The sequence below is a fragment of the Streptomyces sp. NPDC043176 genome (assembly GCF_056436715.1).
Genome location: NZ_JBWKCA010000031.1, coordinates 1 through 18,318 on the forward strand (window position 1 = coordinate 1; position 18,318 = coordinate 18,318).

Genomic DNA, 18,318 nt, shown 5'->3' on the forward strand with positions numbered 1-18,318 from the left:
CAGTCATCTGGCACAACCGGACCAACGGAACACCGCTGACCAGGTCACTTACCGCCTACGACCACTGACCAACTTCGGACTTACTCGTCTAGTCCGCGGTTCCGGTGGTCAGCGGGACCTCGCCGGCGGTCTTGCTGAAACCGAGGGCCTCGGCGATCCGGCCGTCGGTGACGCGCATGACGTTGACGCCGTGGACCCACTCGTCGGCACCCTCGCCGAAGCGGTAGGTCCACAGGACGGTGGCGCGGTCGCCCGCGACGATCACCTCCCGGGGCGTGAACCGCACCGCGCGGTCCTCGGCGAGCGCGGTCCACCAGGCCGTACAGGCCTCGCGGCCCACGACCCGTTCGCCCACCGGGGCGGGGCGGACGCTCTCCATGACGCAGTCGTCGGCGATCAGGCCGGCCAGGAAGCCGCCCTCGTGCTCGGTGAACGCGCGGTTGAACAGGTCGATGACCTCGGCGGTGCCGCGTACGGACATGACTCCTCCTTCGGGAAGGACCCGGCGGGACCGTGAAGGCCCCGAAGAGATAGACCGGTCGGTCTCCCGACTCCATAGATAGACCGGTTGATCTACCGCGTCAAGGGGTGGCACACTCGACCCATGACCACCACCGCGAAGCCGGGCCCCCGTGAACGGCTGCTGCGCGCCGCCCAGGAGCTCACGTACACCCAGGGCGTCGGCGTCGGCGTGGACGCGCTGCTCAAGTCGGCCAACGTCGCCCGCCGTTCGCTGTACGAGCACTTCGGCGGCAAGGACGGACTGATCGCCGAAGCGCTCCGGCGCAGCACGGCCGAGGACGAGGAGCAGTACCGCACGACGATGGCCGCCGCGGGCGACGAGCCCCGCGCCCGGCTCCTCGCCGTCGTCGACCGCCTCGGCGTGATCGCCTCCGCCCCCGACTTCCACGGCTGCCGCTACCTCGCCGCGGACTTCGCCCTGACGGACCCGGCCCACCCCGCGCACGACGTCACCCGCGCCTACCGGCGCACCGTGCACGGCCTCATCGCCGACGAGCTCGTCGCCCTCGGCCACGCACAGCCGGGCTTCGCCGCCGACCAGTTCCTGCTCCTCGTCGACGGCCTCCTCGCGGCGGGAGCGACCCGCCCCGACATCAGGCCCGCGCCCGCGGCCCGCGCACTGGCCGAGCACATCATCGACTCCGGCCTCCCCGGCGCCCGCACGCCCGCGTCCTGAACCGCCGGGCGTCGTCTCCGACGTACGCGGGGGCGGCGACACGGAGGGCGAGGGCGCCGGGGCGCGCCCGGTTTCCCGTGCCGTCTCGCGCGCGGCTCCGCGTACGGCCTGTGCCCCGGAAGGAAATCCGCGTGCGAGGCTCCGCGTACGGCCTGTGCCCCGGAAGGAAATCCGCGTGCGAGGCTCCGCGCGCGGCTGGCAGCATGCCGGCATGGTCCACGCTCTCGAACGTCTGGTCGTCCGGCACACCCTCCGTCTCCCCGTACCGGCCGGCGCCGCCGGAGACGGAGCCGGCGCGGCGCGCCGGTTCGACGCGGCGCTGATGTCCGTGGGGTTCAAGCTCTCGGCCGAGCTCCTCGCCGAACTCTCCGGGCGCGCGCCGGAGACGGTCGTCGCGATCGCCGGCCGGACCCTGGCCACCGTCCGGGAGATCGTCGGCGACCACGTGCGGCACAACGTCTACTTCGTGGACTTCCCCGCCAACGTGCCAGACACCTTCGACTTCTGGATGTCCTGCGTCGCCGAGGCGCTCGCCGACGAGAAGTCCCGGGCCGCCACGGGGGAGCAGCTGAGCAGCGGCGTCCTCGACCTGCTCACCCTCCCCGCCTACGGCGACTACCGCCACACCTACGACGAGATGCTGGCCGCGCACGACGAGCTGATCGCCGCCGCCGGCGACCGCGTGACCGTCCTGCACCCCGGCCGAGGCCTCGCCGGCGAGGCCTCGGCCCTCTACCTGGCCCTCGCCGGCAGCGTGACACCGCTCGGCGAGGATGACCTGAAGGACCTCGCGGTGCTCGCCGAGCACTGCGCGGACGGGCCCCAGCCCGAGACGATCCCGGTCCGCGAGAGCCGTGCCGTCGTCAACCGGGTCCGGCTCGCGCTGGGCGCCGACCTCCTCGTCGACACCGTCACCGACGTCCTGCGCCTCGCCTGCGCGCTCTCGGACGGAGACGTCGCCCTGCGGGAGCCCACCCGGTTCCGCGCGCTGTCCCGCCCGGTCCGCCGCGCCCTGCTCGCCTGCCTCGACGCCGTCGTCGCCGCCGCTCCCGACAAGCTCGCCGACGTCACGGCGCACCGCGAACGGTGGAAGCGCCTCGGCGAGCGGCTGCACCCGCACGAGTACCCGCGGTGGCCGCACGCCGCCGAGGTCTTCGCCGTCGCCCGCGGCGAGCGGCGTGCCCGGTCCTTCGACAGCCACGTCGAGGAACGCCTCGGCCGCGACGACGTCACCGGCGCCGCGGAGCTCCTGACCGCCGCCCCGGGCCGGCTGTTCCGCGCCCTCGACCGCCTGCTGCGCACGGCGGACACGCCCGAGGCGCGGGACGCCGTCCTGGCCGCCGCCGAACGGGTCGCACCACGGGTCGCCGGCCGCGTCGTCCTCGCCCTCCGCGAGCACGTCCGGAACCGGACGGACGCGGACGGCGGACAGCGGGTGTTCGTCAACAGGACGGGGGGCGCCTGGGTCCGCGCCGAGACCCGGCCGCCGCTGCCCGAGGACGTACGCGAGCGCCTCACCGCCCTTCTGGACGCCGAGACCCGCCGCCGGCTGCCGGCCCCCGGCCACCTCGTCGTCGACCCGGCCGTCCTCGACGTCGCCCTCCCGCTCAGCGGCCGGGCGACCGCCGCGGGCCTGGGCGTCCTGCCGCGCGGCTCCGTCTCGTCCGTGGAAGGCGACCTGCTGCGCTTCTTCACGTACTGGAAGCAGACCCGCCGCAGCACCGACTACGACCTGTCGGCCCTCGTCCTGGACGCCGACTACGCGACCGTCACCTGGCTGTCGTACACCGAACTCACCGCCCTCGAAGGCGCGCACTCCGGGGACATCACCGACGCCGCCGACGGCGCCTCCGAGTTCATCGACCTGCGGCTCGGGGCCGTGCGCGGCACGTTCGTCGTCCCCCAGGTGAACATCTACTCCGGTGAGGACTTCGAACAGGTGGAGGAGTCCTTCTTCGGCTACATGCTGCGCGACGCCGAACAGCGGGGCCGCCCGTTCGAACCCCGTACCGTCCGCATGAAGTCGGACCTGCGCGGGCCCGGCCGGGTCGCGCTGCCGCTCGCCTTCCGGCGCGACGACGACGGCCGCTGGCACGCACACTGGCTGCACCTCTACCTGCGGGGCGCCCCGTCGGCCAACCGCGTCGAGGAGAACCGCGTGTCGGTCTCCGTACTGCTCCGTGGCCTGCTCGCCCGCACCCCGCTGACGGTCCGCCACCTCGTCGCGCTCATGGCGGACACCGCCGCGACGACACGGCTGTGGGACGGTGGGACCGCGACTCCCTGGGACAGCGGCACCGCACCGGAGGGCCCCGTCACGTACATCGGCCTGGAACGCCCCGAGGGGCTCCCGGCGGGCTCGCGCGTCCTCACGCCGGAAAATCTGCGCGACCTGATCCCGTCCTGACTGCTACGGTCGTCCCGGGCGAGGCCATGAAGGGGCTTCCTTCTCACACTCCCTGAATAGCCTCTTCGCCTTCCTCGCCCCCCTACACGGCACCCCGGTCCACGCGGCCGGGGTTTCGCGTGTGACCCCTCTTCCTTCCGCGGGCCCCGCTCCTTCCCGTAGGCCCCGCTCCCTTCCGCGGGACCCCCGTTCGGATGCTCCGACAGCGGCCGGACCGTGTCCACGCGCGCGCCGGCCCGTTGTGTGGGTGTGATCTCAACCCGACGCATTTCCTCCGTCCTGGCCGTCGCCGCCGCCTTCTCGGCCCTCGGCGGGGCGGCGACCACCGCCGCCGCCGCCACCGGCCCGCTCGGCCCGCCGATCAACCCGGTCACCGAGCTCGACGCCCTCACCACGACCGGCATCCCCGAGGAGTCCCGCGACCGGTTCCCCGGCATCTCCGGACAGCTGGGCGGCCTCAACCGGCTCAACGACCTGCACCAGATCCACCAGCTCACCGACCTGGCCGCACCGGCCACCGGGCTGCTCCCCGAGGTCTCCGCCTGACCGTCCGTCCCCAGGACGACCTCCGCCGGACCGGCGCCGCGCCCCCCAGGGCACGGTGCCGGTCCGGCGTTCAGGCCCCGGCCTCGTCGGCGGTCTCCCGGACCGCGACGGCCTGCACGGGGCAGGCGCGTGCGGCCACCCGGACCAGCGCCCCGCCCCCGTCCTCCCGGCCCGGCAGCACCGTGCCGAACCCGTCGTCGTCCTGCGTGAAGACGTCCGGCGCGGTCAGGGCACACTGCCCGGCGCCGATGCAGACGTCGTGGTCGATCGAGACACGCATCGCGGTGCTCCTCTCACCAGGTGACGGGGAGTTCGAGCATCCCCTGGATCGTGTCGCCCGGCTTGAACGGGACCTCGTCGGCGGGCACCGCGAGCCGCAGCCCCGGCAGCCGCCGCAGCAGGGTCCCGAGGGCGATCTCCAGCTCGGCGCGGGCGAGGTTCTGCCCGAGGCACTGGTGGACGCCGAAACCGAACGCGACGTGATGGCGGGCCGGGCGGGCCCAGTCGAGGGTGTCCGGATCGGGGTAGGCGGCGGCGTCCCGGTTGATGACGGAGGTCGGGAAGACCACGCCCTCGCCCGCCCGGATGACCGTCCCGGCGACCTCGATGTCCTCCCGCGCGACCCGGAGGAGCCCGTCGGCGATCGACAGGAACCGGAGGAGCTCCTCGACCGCGGCGGGCACGAGCCCCGGGTCCGCCCGGAGTTCGGCGAGCCGCTCGGGGTGGCGGAGCAGGGTGTACGTGCCGAGGGAGATCATGTTGGCCGTGGTCTCGTGGCCCGCGACCAGCAGGATCGTGGCCAGTTCCACCAGTTCCTGCCGTCCGGGGCCGTCCTGGGCCGCGCCCCGGGCCACCAGCTCGTCCAGGACGCCGTCGCCCGGATCGTGTCGCTTGCGGTCGATCAGGTCGCCGAGGTAGCCCTCGAGCCGGGCGAGCGCCTCCTCGGTGTCCTCGCCGGTCGGGCCGCGCAGCAGCCGCCGCGACTGCTCCTCGAAGAAGTCGTGGTCGGCGTACGGCACGCCCAGCAGGTCGCAGATGACGATCGAGGGCACCGGCAGCGCGAACGCGCCGACCAGCTCGGCCGGTGGGCCCTGGGCCTCCACCGTGTCCAGGAGCCGGTCCACGGTCTCCTGGATGCGGGGCCGCAGGCCCTCGGCGCGTTTGAGGGTGAAGCTCGGGATCAGCATCCTGCGCTGGGCGTTGTGCTCGGGGTCGTCCCAGCCGAGCAGTGCGGCGCGGCGGCGCCGGCGCAGGGCCGCGGCCCGCTCGGTGGGCAGCGGGAAGTCGTCGCGGGTGGAGTCGGTGGACAGCCGCCGGTCGGCGAGGAGCGTCCGCGCGGCGGTGTGCCCGGTGACGAACCACACCGCCCGCCCGTCCCAGAGGGTCGCCCGCGACAGCGGGCGCTCGTCGTGGTCGCGGGGATAGGCGGCGGGCGGGTGGTAGGGGCAGGTCCGGTCCTGGGGGAACGTCACGGCTTTCGGCATGGGGGGCCTCGCAGACGCGCATCGGTGGCTCGGACGTGGTTGCCGTCTCCACTACATGCCTCAGGCACCTATCAGGTCTACGCGGAGTTCGGCCAAACCACCGGAACGGGCTCGTCCGTCCGATGAGGCCTTCGACGCCCGCGCGCGCGTCGCCCTCCGGACGGACCTCCGTACGTCTGCTCCGAGGACTTTCGCGTGCGGGCCCCCGGTCGGTCCGACGGCACGGGGGCCGTGCGGGTGGTCGCGAAGTGCGCCGGGGGGTGCGGTCGGCCAGCTGGCTCGAATGCCGCTGGTCGCCTGGATAAACCACGCACGAAGCAAGATCACTGCATCGAGGTAATGCCTCCGGACTCTTGGCGCGAGGCGGGCTTACCGGCCGTTACTGTTCCCCGGGATCTGGACGAATTCCCAGAGATTGACCCGCTTTCCCTTCTCTTCCGCCGGTTGGCGCACATACGCCGGCCCGCACCCACGCGTTAAGGAGAGCTCGCCCCCATGACCGTTGAGACCGGTCCGGAAGTCCAGGTGGAGCCGCCCCGGCGGTCCAGCCTGAGCACCGCGGCCGCCCGCAACCTCGCCACCACCACCAAGTCCGCCCCGCAGATGCAGGAGATCAGCTCCCGCTGGCTGCTGCGGATGCTCCCCTGGGTGGAGACCAAGGGCGGCGCCTACCGGGTGAACCGCCGACTGAGCTACACCGTCGGCGACGGGCGCATCGAGTTCGTCCAGGACGGCGGCCGGGTCCGGGTGATCCCCCGCGAGCTCGGCGAACTCGCCCTGCTGCGCGGCTTCGAGGACGACCAGGTGCTCGCCGCCCTCGCCGACCGGTGCGTCCAGCGCGACTTCCGCGCCGGCGAGGTGCTGGTCGAGCGCGGCACCCCCGCCGAGCGGATCCACATGATCGCCCACGGCCGGATCAACCAGACCTCCGTCGGCAAGTACGGCGACGAGGTGGCCGTCTCCGTGCTCGCCGACGGCGACCGGTTCGGCGAGAACGCCCTCCTGGACGCCGACGCCAGGTGGGACTGCACCGCCATCGCCGAGACCTCCGGCACCCTGCTCACCCTGTCCCGCGCCGACTTCGCCTCCGTCGTCGGCCAGTCGCCCGGACTCCACGCGCACATCGAGGCGTTCGGCTCGCTGCCCCGGCAGCGCCAGAACAAGCACGGCGAGGCCGAGATCGCGATGTCGGCCGGCCACACCGGCGAAGTCGCCCTGCCCGGCGCCTTCGTCGACTACGAGCTCAAGCCGCGCGAGTACGAACTCTCCGTCGCCCAGACCGTCCTCAAGGTCCACACCCGGGTCGCCGACCTCTACAACGGGCCGATGAACCAGACGGAGGAGCAGCTCAGGCTCACCATCGAGGCCCTGCGCGAGCGGCAGGAGCACGAGCTCGTCAACAACCCGGAGTTCGGCCTCCTCGCCAACGCCGACTTCAAGCAGCGGATCCAGCCCCACTCGGGACCGCCCACCCCGGACGACCTCGACGAGCTGCTCTGCCGCCGCCGCAGCACCAAGCTCTTCCTGGCCCACCCCCGGACGATCGCGGCGATCGGCCGCGAGTGGAACGCCGCCGGGCTCTACCCGGACACGGTCGAACTCCACGGCCAGCGGGTCCCCGCCTGGCGCGGCGTCCCGATCCTCCCCTGCAACAAGATCCCCATCAGCAAGGAGAACACCAGCTCCATCCTCGCCATGCGTCTCGGCGAGGACAACCAGGGCGTCATCGGCCTCCGCCAGACCGGCCTGCCCGAGGAGTACGAACCGGGCCTCTCGGTGCGCTTCATGGGCATCAGCGAGCAGGCGATCATGTCGTACCTCGTCACCACGTACTACTCCGCTGCCGTCCTGGTGCCCAACGCGCTCGGCGTGCTGGAGAACGTGCAGATCGCGCGTCGGCGCGACTAGGGAGTGTCCTGCCGATCACGGCGGGCCCGCGGGGCCCGGCACGCACGCTCGCCGCGCTGTCGTCGGTCGCCGACGCTCCGCGTCGGCTCCCTCCTCCGCCTCGCGATCGCGCTCGGCATCCGGTGGAGGGATCAGGGAGCCGAGACGGAGCGAGCGAAGCGAGTGCAGTGCACCGGACCCCCGCTCCCTGATCCGGCCTGATCGACAAGACACCCCCTGGAGCCTCTCCGCCCTTCCCACCGGTCCGGGCCGGGCCGGCGCGCCCGGAGCACGGGACGGCCCACCCACCTCTCCAAGGAGCCACGGATGCCCGACCCCGGGCCCTCCCCTCTGCAGTCCAGCCCGCCCTCCGGCGTGGCCGGGTTCGCCGCCCGCGTCCTCGCCGACGCGGCGGCGCACGGCCTCGCCGGAGCGCAGGCCGTCCCCGCCGCGGCGCCCGCCGCGGTCCCGGCGGCCGCGCCCGTCGCAGAAGCCGTCGCCGAACCGGCGGTCGCACCCGTCGCCGGGTCCGGGGGCCCGGCTGCGGTCACCCTGCCCCGGCCCGGCCCGGGCCGGGTCCTGGGCGGCCCCACCGGCCTCGGCACGTCGGCCCTGTCGCTGGTCCCCCGCGCGGAACCCCCGGCGCCCCCCGGACCGCCCGCCGACGCGCTGATCATCCCGGGCCTCTACTACCACCCGGTGCCGGAGCCCGACCCCGTCCGCGTGGACGAGGTCAGCCTCCGCATCAAGTCCTGGGCGGTGGACGAGGTCCAGCTGTTCCCCGACGACTGGGAGGGCGAGTTCGACGGCTTCTCCGTCGGGCGCTACATGGTCGCCTGCCACCCGGACGCCCCGACGGTCGAGCACCTCATGCTGGCCACCCGCCTGATGGTCGCCGAGAACGCCGTGGACGACTGCTACTGCGAGGACCACGGAGGCTCGCCCATCGGCCTGGGCGGCCGGCTGCTCCTCGCGCACACGGCGCTCGACCCGCTGCACTCGACGGGGGAGTACCAGCCGCGCTGGGCGGAGTCGCTCCACGCCGACGCGCCCCGGCGCGCCTACCGGTCCGCCATGGACTACTTCGTCCGGCAGGCGACTCCCTCCCAGGCCGACAGGTTCCGGCACGACATGGCCCGGCTGCACATGGGCTACCTCGCCGAGGCGGCCTGGGCGCAGACGGACCACGTGCCGGAGGTGTGGGAGTACCTGGTGATGCGGCAGTTCAACAACTTCCGCCCCTGCCCCACCATCACCGACACGGTCGGCGGTTACGAACTGCCCGCCGACCTGCATGCCCGGCCGGGCATGCAGCGGGTCCTGGCGCTGGCCGGCAACGCCAGCACCATCGTCAACGACCTCTACTCGTACACCAAGGAACTCGCCGCCCCCGGCCGGCACATGAACCTGCCCGTGGTGCTCGCCGACCGGGAGTCCCTCTCGGAGAAGGACGCCTATCTGAAGGCGGTGGAGGTCCACAACGACCTCATGCGCGACTTCGAGGCGGCCTCGGCCGAGCTGGCCGCCGCCTGTCCCGTCCCCAGCGTGCTCCGCTTCCTGCGGGGCGTGGCCGTGTGGGTCGACGGCAACCACTACTGGCACCAGACCAACACCTACCGATACAGCCTGCCCGATTTCTGGTAAGAACGGATTCTTCTGTGACCAACACCGAGCTCCCCACCGTCAACGGCACCTCCGCGTTCGTCCCCCACCCGGCGACGCCGTACCAGGGAGACATCGCCCGTTACTGGAACGCCGAGGCCAGGCCCGTGAACCTGCGCCTGGGCGACGTGGACGGGCTGTACCACCACCACTACGGCATCGGTGCCGTGGACCACGCCGCCCTCGGGGACGTCGAGGACAGCGCGTACGAGAAGAAGCTGATCGCGGAGCTGCACCGGCTCGAGTCGGCGCAGGCCGAGGTCCTGCTCGACCACCTCGGCCCGATCGGCGGCGGGGACACCCTGGTCGACGCGGGCTGCGGCCGCGGCGGTTCGAGCGTCATGGCCCACCAGCGCTTCGGCTGCAAGGTCGAGGGCGTCACCCTCTCCTCCACGCAGGCCGAGTTCGGCAACCGACGGGCGAAGGAGCTGGGCATCGACGGCCACGTCCGCGCCCAGGTGTGCAACATGCTCGACACGCCGTTCGAGAAGGGCAGCATCGCCGCCTCGTGGAACAACGAGTCGAGCATGTACGTCGACCTGGACGACCTCTTCGCCGAGCACTCCCGGTTCCTGAAGGTCGGGGGGCGCTACGTGACCATCACCGGCTGCTGGAACCCCAAGTACGGCCAGCCGTCGAAGTGGGTCTCCCAGATCAACGCGCACTTCGAGTGCAACATCCACTCCCGCCGCGAGTACCTGCGGGCCATGGCGGACAACCGCCTCGTGCCGCAGGCCGTCATCGACCTGACCCCCGACACCCTCCCGTACTGGGAGCTGCGTGCCACGTCGTCGCTGGTCACCGGCATCGAGGAGGCGTTCATCGAGTCGTACAGGGACGGCTCGTTCCAGTACGTCCTGATCGCGGCCGACCGCGTCTGACCCCCGTCCGCCGAAGGGGCCGGGCCCGTCGCACGACGGACCCGGCCCCTTCGGCGCGGGTTCAGACCGCCGCCTCGGTCTTCTCCGGCACGGGGGCGGGCGTGCTCACCGGGGCGGTACGGGGGGCGTGGCCGCCGCGCAGACCGACCCGGGCGATCACCGCGACCAGCGCGAAGGCGGCGGCCCCGATCCAGAAGGTGAGGGTGAACCCGGACTCGGCGGGCAGGGCCGGGGCGCCGGCGGGCAGGTGCTCCAGCGTCTGCGAGGCCAGGATCGTGGTGACGACGGCGCTGCCGATCGCGCTGCCGGTCGAGCGGGAGATGGAGTTGATGCCGTTGGCGATGCCGCTCTGGTGGTGCGGGACGCTCGCCATGATGACGGCGGGCATGGCCGCGTAACCGAAGCTGACGGCCGCGCCGACGACCACGCCGGCGCCGATCACCGAGGCGATGTGCCCGTGGTCGAGGGCGAGCCAGGCGAAGCCCAGGGCGCCGAGGCCGGCGGCCAGGCCCAGCGCGGTGCGCGGACCGCGGTGGCGGACGAGCCGGCCGCCGACCGGGGAGGCGAGCAGCGAGACGATGGCGCCCGGCAACAGGAACTCGACGGAGGCGCGCAGGATGGACGCGTCGAAGCCGTAGCCGGTGAGGGCCTCGGGCATCTGGACGAGGTAGGAGACGCCGAGGAAGTTCGCGAACATGCCGAAGCCGACGAGGACGCCGGCCAGGTTGGCCATGAGGACCGGACGGTGGACGAACATCCGCATGTCGACCAGGGGCTCGCGGACCTTGAGCTCGGTGAGGACCCAGACGACGGTCATGACGGCGGCGCCGGCGAAGCTGCCGAGGGTGCGGCCGGAGGTCCAGCCCCACTCGTGACCCTGCGAGATGGGCAGCAGGAGCAGCAGCAGGGTGGCGCCGAGGGTCAGTGCGCCGAGGAAGTCGGTGCGGCCGCCGGCCTTGTGGCGGGTCGCCGGGACGAGGGCGACGACCGCGAGCAGGGCGAGCACGGCGAAGGCCGTCGCCATCCAGAAGGCGCTGCGGTAGTCGGCGTCGGAGCCCGAGGTCAGCAGGCCGGTCGCGACGAGCGCGAGGCCGCTGCCGAAGGCCAGGGTGCCGCTGACGAGGGACATCGCGCCGGGCAGCTTCTGCGGGCGGACCTCCTCGCGGAGCACGGAGAGCGCGAGCGGGAAGATCGCGGTGGCGGCGCCCTGGAGGACGCGGCCCAGGATCAGCAGGGGGAGCGAGGTCGCCAGGGCGGCGACGACGGAGCCGACGACCATGATGCCGAGGACGGCCACCAGGGTCGGCTTCTTGCCGTGCTGGTCGCCGAAGCGGCCGAGCAGAGGGGTGAAGACGGCGGCGGAGAGCAGGGTGGCGGTGGTCACCCAGCTCACGCCGGCGGTCGTGGTGCCGAGGTCGTTGCGGATGAGGCCGAGGATCGGGACCGGCAGGGTCTGCATCATCGACACGACCATGGCGGCGAGGCTGAGCGCGAAGACGACGAGCGTCTCGCGCCGCTGTTCGCCGGCGGGCGGGGGAGTCACGTTGCTCATGGGTGGGGGCCTTCTCAGTGCTTCAGGACATAGACCGTTGATGTCATCAAGTATTCGTCGAAGGTAGACCTCGATAGTTGAGGAGGTCAAGTAAACAATTGATAATGTCAAGCATCGCCAGTACGCTCGAGACATGAGCGCGACCACCCCCGAGACGCCCACCAAGCTCCAGCTCCTGGAACTCCTCGCCGCCATCGGCACGGCCCAGTGGCGCGACTTCGCCACGGCCGCGTCCCACCACGGCCTCACGTCCACGCAGGCCAAGGTCCTCGCGCAGCTGAGCGGCCCGCTCCCGATGCGCGCCCTCGCCACCCTGCTGGTGTGCGACGCGTCCAACGTCACCGGGATCGTGGACCGCCTGGAGGCCCGCGGCCTGGTGCGCCGCGAGCCCGACCCCACCGACCGCCGGGTCAAGAACGTCGTCGCGACCGACGAGGGCCGGGACGTCATCCGGCGCGTCCGCGAGGAGATGCAGGCGACCCACGGCGCCCTGGACACCCTCGACGCGGACGACAGCACCACCCTGTACGCCCTGCTCGCGCGCCTGCGCCCGAGCATGGAGAAGGACGCCTGACGGGGCGGTCCCGTACGCCGGGCACGGAGAGGGAGGCCTGACGGGGCGGTCCCGTACGCCGGGCATGGAGAGGGACGCCTGACGGGGCGGTCCCGTACGCCGGGCACGCGGAAGGACGCCTGAGGGGAGGTTCCCCTCAGGCGTCCGTGTCCGTGTCCGTGCGGCCGGTCAGTCCCGGCGTTCGCCGAAGGCGGCCAGGATCCGTTCGGCGGCCAGCGTCGCCGTCAGCTCGCCGTCCCTGACCTGGCGCTCCAGGGCCGGGGCGAGCTCCCGGACCGCCGCGTCGCCGTGGAGGCGGCGGAGGAGCTCGTCGCGGACCATGCTCCAGGTCCAGTCGACCTGCTGGTCGTGGCGCTTCGCGGTGAGGCGGCCGGTGGAGTCCAGCAGGGCCCGGTGCTGCTTCAGGCGGTCCCAGACCTCGTCGAGCCCCGCGGACTCGCGTGCGCTGCAGCTGAGGACCGGGGGCGCCCAGAACGTCTCGGCGCCGTGCATCAGCCGGAGCGCCCCCGCCAGCTCGCGCGCGGCGGCGCGGGCGTCGCGTTCGTGCGGGCCGTCCGCCTTGTTGACCGCGACCACGTCGGCCAGCTCGAGGACGCCCTTCTTGATGCCCTGGAGCTGGTCGCCGGTACGGGCCAGGGTGAGCAGCAGGAAGGAGTCGACCATGTTCGCCACGGCGGTCTCCGACTGGCCGACGCCCACCGTCTCCACGAGCACCACGTCGTAGCCCGCGGCCTCCATCACGACCATCGACTCGCGGGTGGCCTGCGCGACCCCGCCCAGCGTTCCGGCGCTGGGGGAGGGCCGCACGAAGGCCGCCGGGTCGACGGCGAGCCGCTCCATCCGGGTCTTGTCGCCCAGGATGGAGCCGCCCGTCCGGGTCGACGACGGGTCGACGGCGAGGACCGCGACCCGGTGGCCGAGCCCGGTCAGCATCGTGCCGAACGCGTCGATGAACGTCGACTTGCCGACTCCGGGCACTCCACTGATGCCGATCCGCACGGCCTTGCCGGCGTGCGGCAGCAGCGCGGTCAGCAGCTCCTGCGCGAGGGCCCGGTGCTGGGGGCGGGTGGACTCGACGAGGGTGATCGCGCGGGCGACCAGCGCCCGCTTCCCGCCGAGGACACCCGCCACGTAGGCGTCGAGACCGATCACCGAGCGTGCCCGAGGTCGGCCGCGAGCCGGGTGACCAGGTCGTGGGCCGCGTCCGGGATCACCGTCCCCGGCGGGAACACCGCGGCCGCGCCCATCTCCAGGAGCGTCGCCACGTCCTGCGGCGGGATCACCCCGCCGACGACGATCATGATGTCCTCGCGCCCCTCGGCCGCCAGCTCCTCGCGGAGCGCCGGCACCAGGGTGAGGTGTCCCGCGGCGAGCGACGAGACCCCGACGATGTGCACGTCCGCCTCGACGGCCTGGCGGGCCACCTCGGCAGGGGTCTGGAACAGCGGGCCGACGTCCACGTCGAAGCCCAGGTCGGCGAAGGCGGTGGCGATGACCTTCTGGCCGCGGTCGTGCCCGTCCTGGCCCATCTTGGCGACGAGGATGCGGGGGCGGCGCCCCTCCTCCTCGGCGAAGGCGTCCACGAGGGCTCGGGTGCGGTCCACGGACGGCGACTCGCCGGCTTCGTTGCGGTACACACCGGAGATCGTACGGATCTGGCCCGCGTGACGTCCGTACACCTTCTCCAGGGCGTCCGAGATCTCGCCGACCGTGGCCATCGCGCGGGCGGCGTCCACCGCCAGCTCCAGGAGGTTGCCCTCGCCGCCGGCGGCGCGGGTGAGCGCGGCGAGCGCGTCCTGGCAGGCCTGCTCGTCGCGCTCCTCGCGCAGCCGGCGCAGCTTGGCGATCTGCTGGGCGCGCACGGAGGAGTTGTCGACCTTGAGCACGTCGATCTGCTCGTCGGTCTCCACCCGGTACTTGTTGACGCCGATCACCGGCTGCCGGCCCGAGTCGATGCGGGCCTGGGTACGGGCCGCCGCCTCCTCCACGCGCAGCTTGGGGATGCCGGCGTCGATGGCCTTGGCCATGCCGCCGGCCTGCTCGACCTCCTGGATGTGCTTCCAGGCGCGGCGGGCGAGGTCGTACGTGAGCTTCTCGACGTACGCACTGCCGCCCCACGGGTCGATGGTGCGGCAGGTGCCCGACTCCTGCTGGATGAGGAGCTGGGTGTTGCGGGCGATGCGGGCGGAGAAGTCGGTCGGCAGGGCGAGTGCCTCGTCGAGCGCGTTGGTGTGCAGCGACTGGGTGTGGCCCTGGGTCGCCGCCATGGCCTCGACGCAGGTCCGGGTGACGTTGTTGAACACGTCCTGGGCGGTGAGCGACCAGCCGGAGGTCTGCGAATGGGTGCGGAGGGACAGCGATTTGGCGTTCTTCGGGTCGAACTGCTTGACCAGCTTGGCCCAGAGCAGCCGCGCCGCGCGGAGCTTGGCGATCTCCATGAAGAAGTTCATGCCGATCGCCCAGAAGAACGACAGGCGCGGTGCGAACGCGTCCACGTCGAGCCCGGCCTCGCGGCCCGCGCGGATGTACTCGACGCCGTCCGCGAGCGTGTACGCCAGTTCCAGGTCGGCCGTCGCGCCCGCCTCCTGGATGTGGTACCCGGAGATGGAGATGGAGTTGTAGCGCGGCATCCGCTGCGAGGTGTAGGCGAAGATGTCGGAGATGATCCGCATCGAGGGCCCGGGCGGGTAGATGTACGTGTTGCGGACCATGAACTCCTTGAGGATGTCGTTCTGGATGGTCCCGGCCAGCTTCTCGGGCGGTACGCCCTGCTCCTCGGCGGCCACGATGTACAGCGCGAGGACGGGCAGCACGGCGCCGTTCATCGTCATCGACACGGTCATGCGGTCCAGCGGGATCCCGTCGAACAGCTGCCGCATGTCGTAGATGGAGTCGATGGCGACGCCCGCCATGCCGACGTCGCCGGTGACGCGCGGGTGGTCGCTGTCGTAACCGCGGTGGGTCGGCAGGTCGAAGGCGACCGACAGGCCCTTCTGTCCGGCGGCGAGGTTGCGCCGGTAGAAGGCGTTCGACTCCTCGGCCGTGGAGAAGCCGGCGTACTGGCGGATCGTCCAGGGCTGGTTGACGTACATCGTCGGGTACGGGCCCCGCAGGTACGGGGCGACACCCGGGTACGTGCCGAGGAAGTCCAGGCCTTCCAGGTCCTGCCCGGTGTACAGCGGCTTGACGGAGATGCCCTCCGGGGTCTCCCAGAGCAGGTCGTCACCGCCCGCCGCCTTCTCGACGGCGGCGCGCCACGCGTCGGGTCCGCCGTCGGCGGCCGGTGCCCCGAGCTCGATCCCGGAGAAATCGGGGATGGTCATCAGGACACTCCCATGCGGTCAAGGGTGGTGGAGAGCAGTGCGACGGCGTCACAGCCGGCGAAGGCGTACGCGTCGACGCCGGCGTACCCCGCCGGGCGGCCGGCGAGGAGGACGTGGGTGGCACCGGCCGCCCGCAGCTCCGCCGCTGTGGTCTCGGCCGCCTCCTCGTAGAGCGCGTCGCTGGAGCAGAGGCAGGCCTCGACGGCGCCGCTCTCCTCGAACGTGCCCTCGGTGACGGGCTCGATGCCGCCGGTCAGGAAGAGGTTGGCGGCGAAGGCGAGGCGGGCCGAGTGGGCGGCCGCCGGGCCGAGCGCGGCCAGGTAGACGCGGGGCCGGGCACCGGTCGCGGCGAGGTGGGCGTCGGAGCGGGCCCGCAGCGCCTCGAAGGCCTCGTCGCGCCTGACCCGGGGGAGACCGCCGGCCGGCTGCTCGGGCGCGGGGGCGCGGTCGACGGGCTTCTCGTCGAGGTGCGGGAACTCGCTGACGCCGGTGATCGGTTCGCGGCGGGTGGCGAGCTTGGCGCTGCGGGCGGACCAGGTCTCCGCGAGCCGCTCCCCGATCGCGCCGGAGCGCAGCGCGGCCTCCTGGCCGCCGGCCTGCTCGATGCCCCGGAAGAACTCCCAGGCGGCCTGGGCCAGTTCGTCGGTGAGCCGCTCGACGTACCAGGAGCCGCCCGCCGGGTCGATCACCCGGGCGAGGTGGGACTCCTCGATGAGGATGGTGGAGGTGTTGCGGGCGATGCGCCGGGCGAACGCGTCCGGCAGGCCGAGCGCCTCGTCGAAGGGGAGCACGGTCACGGAGGCGGCGCCGCCCACTCCGGCGGCGAGGGTGGCCACCGTGGTGCGGAGCATGTTCACCCACGGGTCGCGGCGGGTCATCATCACCGGCGAGGTGACGGCGTGCTGGAGCTGTGCCCCGGCCTCCGGCGCGCCGCAGGCCTCGGCGACCCGGGCCCAGAGGCGGCGCGCGGCGCGGAGCTTGGCGATGGTGAGGAACTGGTCGGCGGTGGCCGCGTAGCGGAACTCCAGCTGGGCGCAGGCCTCCGTGACGCTCAGCCCGGCCTCGGTGAGGCCGCGCAGGTAGGCGACGCCCGTCGCGAGCGAGCAGCCGAGTTCCTGCGCGGCCGAGCCGCCGGCCTCGTGGTACGGCAGCGCGTCCACGGTCAGGGCCCGCAGGCCCGGGTACGCGTCGGCGCAGCGGCGGGCGAGTCCGGCGACGGACGCCAGGTCGTACGCCGGGCGACCGGTCCGGGCCTCGAAGCCGAGCGGGTCCGCGCCGAGGTTGCCGCGGGCTGCCTCGGGGGCGACGCCCCGCTCCTCGTACAGGCTCAGGAGCCGGTCGGCGGCGGCGGCCGTCTCGTCGCCGGCGTCGAGGACGACGGGTGCGAGGTCGAGGTACACGTCCTTGAGGACGGCGGCGAGGGAGGAGACCGGGATGCCGGTCCCGCCGACGCGCAGCCACAGGGAGGTGACGCCGTTCTCCAGGTCGGAGAGGACCGCGTCGGCGTCGGCGGCCGCGTGGCGCTGGCGCACGTCCCAGCCGCCGGCGGTGTTCCCCTCGGCGCGGTCGCCGCGTACGAAGGGGGCGAAGCCGGGGAGTCCGGGGTCGGGTGCGGTGTCGTGCGCGGTGTACAGCGGCCGGGTTCCGATCCCGTCCTCCAGGACGGTGGACAGGGCGTCCTCGGCCGCGGGGCCGGAGACGTCCTTGCCGGACTTGCGCAGGACACCCGCCACAAGGTTTTGCCACTGCTCGTGTGGCGCGTCAGGGAATTCGGACGCCAAAGAGAGGCCGTCGTCAGGCAGGACCGTCATGCTCGGATGCTAGGTGAGATCGACAAAGGAGCAGGAGAGCGTACGACTGTGACCTTCTTCTCTTCGCGATCATGGGTTAGGTTAGGCTTACCTAAGTTACGAGCCAAGGTGTCTCCGTCACCCGTCCAGGGAGAATCTGCATGCGTCCCCTCCGTACCCGCGCCGACCGGCCGACCCCCGCCGAGCGCGTCCGGTCCGTCCTCTCCGCCGCCCACTCGATGAACGTCGTCACCGACGGACACCACCAGGAGGTGCACCGCCTGGACGGTACGGGACCCATGGGCCACATCCACCTGCACGACCCCTCCGAGGACTGCCCCGCCGGACGCACCGCCCGCATCCCCGTCCGCCTGGAGTTCACCGACATCGCCCCCACCCCCGTCCGTCAACGCCTGCGCGCCCGAGTCACCCTGACGGGGGTGCTGTCCGCGCCGTACACCTCCGACGCGACCACGAGCACCTGCATGGAGTTCGGCCAGGCCGTCCTCGAGGACGCCGACGGGCGCGCCTTCGTCGGGCTCGACGAACTCCAGGAGACCGAACCCGACCCGATGGCCGGCTGCGAGGCCGCCATGCTGACCCACCTCGTCGACGGCCACGCCTCCCTCGTCCCGCTGCTGCTGCGCCTCGTCCGGCCCCGCCCCGACCGCGACCTCGTCCGCGCCCTGCCCCTCGCCCTCGACCGGTACGGCCTCACCCTGCGCCTCGAACACCGCACCGGCCACCAGGACGTCCGGCTCCCGTTCGCCGGCCCCGTCACCGACATCGCCCAGGCCGGCCCCCGGATCCACGCCCTCCTCGCCGCGGCACGCCGCTCCTCCCACACCCACCACCTGCTCACCTGAGGCGCCCCCGACCGCCCGCCCCGCCTTCTCGCCCGGCCCGTCCGGCCGAGATGCCGGAGCGTCGCGGCAGGCGAACAATGGACGGAGTAGCGCGCACGACGTAGGTACCGGATCGGCTCGGGGACCTCCTCTACGAACACGGCCACGC

The 18,318-nt window shown here is 72.8% G+C and carries 15 protein-coding genes; 8 read left to right on the forward strand and 7 right to left on the reverse strand.

Annotated elements, in window-relative coordinates:
* Positions 1–88: 88 nt before the first annotated feature.
* A complete protein-coding gene (locus tag AC067A_RS33460) occupies positions 89–481 on the reverse strand; it encodes a nuclear transport factor 2 family protein (protein ID WP_479246829.1) in 393 nt (130 codons plus the stop codon).
* Positions 482–604: 123 nt separating this feature from the next.
* Between AC067A_RS33460 and AC067A_RS33465 the strand changes: the two genes are divergently transcribed.
* The 3 genes from AC067A_RS33465 (at position 605) to AC067A_RS33475 (ending at position 4,151) form a co-directional block, all read left to right on the forward strand.
* On the forward strand, positions 605–1,198 hold the full coding sequence (locus AC067A_RS33465; protein ID WP_479246830.1) for a TetR/AcrR family transcriptional regulator: 594 nt from the start codon (positions 605–607) through the stop codon (positions 1,196–1,198).
* A gap of 211 nt (positions 1,199–1,409) precedes the next feature.
* Entirely contained in the window at positions 1,410–3,605 is a 2,196-nt protein-coding gene (locus AC067A_RS33470) for a TerD family protein (RefSeq protein WP_479246930.1), read from the forward strand.
* A gap of 249 nt (positions 3,606–3,854) precedes the next feature.
* Complete coding sequence (locus AC067A_RS33475; protein ID WP_479246832.1) at positions 3,855–4,151, forward strand: hypothetical protein; 297 nt, start codon at positions 3,855–3,857, stop codon at positions 4,149–4,151.
* Positions 4,152–4,221: 70 nt separating this feature from the next.
* Here the strand turns inward: AC067A_RS33475 and AC067A_RS33480 are convergent, their stop codons facing one another.
* Together AC067A_RS33480 and AC067A_RS33485 are read right to left on the reverse strand one after the other, a co-directional pair.
* Positions 4,222–4,431 (reverse strand): ferredoxin, encoded by a 210-nt coding sequence (locus AC067A_RS33480; protein WP_479246834.1) that lies wholly within the window; start codon positions 4,429–4,431, stop codon positions 4,222–4,224.
* 13 nt (positions 4,432–4,444) lie between these two features.
* Complete coding sequence (locus AC067A_RS33485; RefSeq protein ID WP_479246835.1) at positions 4,445–5,635, reverse strand: cytochrome P450; 1,191 nt, start codon at positions 5,633–5,635, stop codon at positions 4,445–4,447.
* Positions 5,636–6,130: 495 nt separating this feature from the next.
* Here AC067A_RS33485 and AC067A_RS33490 point away from each other — a divergent pair, with 495 nt between their 5' ends.
* The 3 genes from AC067A_RS33490 to AC067A_RS33500 all read left to right on the forward strand — a co-directional run bounded on the left by AC067A_RS33490 (position 6,131) and on the right by AC067A_RS33500 (position 10,065).
* Positions 6,131–7,543 carry a family 2B encapsulin nanocompartment shell protein gene (locus tag AC067A_RS33490; protein WP_479246837.1) on the forward strand — a complete coding sequence of 471 codons (1,413 nt, stop codon included), beginning with the start codon at positions 6,131–6,133 and terminating at the stop codon, positions 7,541–7,543.
* 306 nt (positions 7,544–7,849) lie between these two features.
* A complete protein-coding gene (locus tag AC067A_RS33495; RefSeq protein ID WP_479246839.1) occupies positions 7,850–9,166 on the forward strand; it encodes a family 2 encapsulin nanocompartment cargo protein terpene cyclase in 1,317 nt (438 codons plus the stop codon).
* A 14-nt stretch (positions 9,167–9,180) separates the two neighbouring features.
* The gene (locus tag AC067A_RS33500) at positions 9,181–10,065 is read left to right on the forward strand and encodes a geranyl diphosphate 2-C-methyltransferase (protein WP_479246841.1); all 885 of its coding nucleotides are present in this window, start codon (positions 9,181–9,183) and stop codon (positions 10,063–10,065) included.
* A 61-nt stretch (positions 10,066–10,126) separates the two neighbouring features.
* Here AC067A_RS33500 and AC067A_RS33505 read toward each other — a convergent pair whose 3' ends face one another.
* The gene (locus AC067A_RS33505; protein WP_479246843.1) at positions 10,127–11,617 is read right to left on the reverse strand and encodes an MFS transporter; all 1,491 of its coding nucleotides are present in this window, start codon (positions 11,615–11,617) and stop codon (positions 10,127–10,129) included.
* Positions 11,618–11,750: 133 nt separating this feature from the next.
* Between AC067A_RS33505 and AC067A_RS33510 the strand changes: the two genes are divergently transcribed.
* Entirely contained in the window at positions 11,751–12,191 is a 441-nt protein-coding gene (locus tag AC067A_RS33510; RefSeq protein WP_479246845.1) for a MarR family winged helix-turn-helix transcriptional regulator, read from the forward strand.
* Positions 12,192–12,359: 168 nt separating this feature from the next.
* On the opposite strand, the gene meaB is transcribed toward AC067A_RS33510, so the two are convergent.
* The 3 genes from meaB to AC067A_RS33525 are packed head-to-tail and all read right to left on the reverse strand — an operon-like array spanning position 12,360 to position 17,325.
* The gene (gene meaB, locus AC067A_RS33515; protein ID WP_479246847.1) at positions 12,360–13,343 is read right to left on the reverse strand and encodes a methylmalonyl Co-A mutase-associated GTPase MeaB; all 984 of its coding nucleotides are present in this window, start codon (positions 13,341–13,343) and stop codon (positions 12,360–12,362) included.
* Positions 13,340–15,514: a methylmalonyl-CoA mutase gene (gene scpA / locus AC067A_RS33520; RefSeq protein ID WP_479246849.1), complete on the reverse strand. Its 2,175-nt coding sequence runs from the start codon at positions 15,512–15,514 to the stop codon at positions 13,340–13,342. Before scpA ends, meaB begins: the two co-directional genes overlap by 4 nt.
* On the reverse strand, positions 15,514–17,325 hold the full coding sequence (locus tag AC067A_RS33525; protein ID WP_479246850.1) for a methylmalonyl-CoA mutase family protein: 1,812 nt from the start codon (positions 17,323–17,325) through the stop codon (positions 15,514–15,516). The genes scpA and AC067A_RS33525 overlap by 1 nt, the downstream gene beginning before the upstream one ends.
* Positions 17,326–17,465: 140 nt before the next feature.
* Here AC067A_RS33525 and AC067A_RS33530 point away from each other — a divergent pair, with 140 nt between their 5' ends.
* Positions 17,466–18,170: a DUF2470 domain-containing protein gene (locus tag AC067A_RS33530; RefSeq protein WP_479246852.1), complete on the forward strand. Its 705-nt coding sequence runs from the start codon at positions 17,466–17,468 to the stop codon at positions 18,168–18,170.
* The last annotated feature ends 148 nt before the right edge of the window (positions 18,171–18,318 follow it).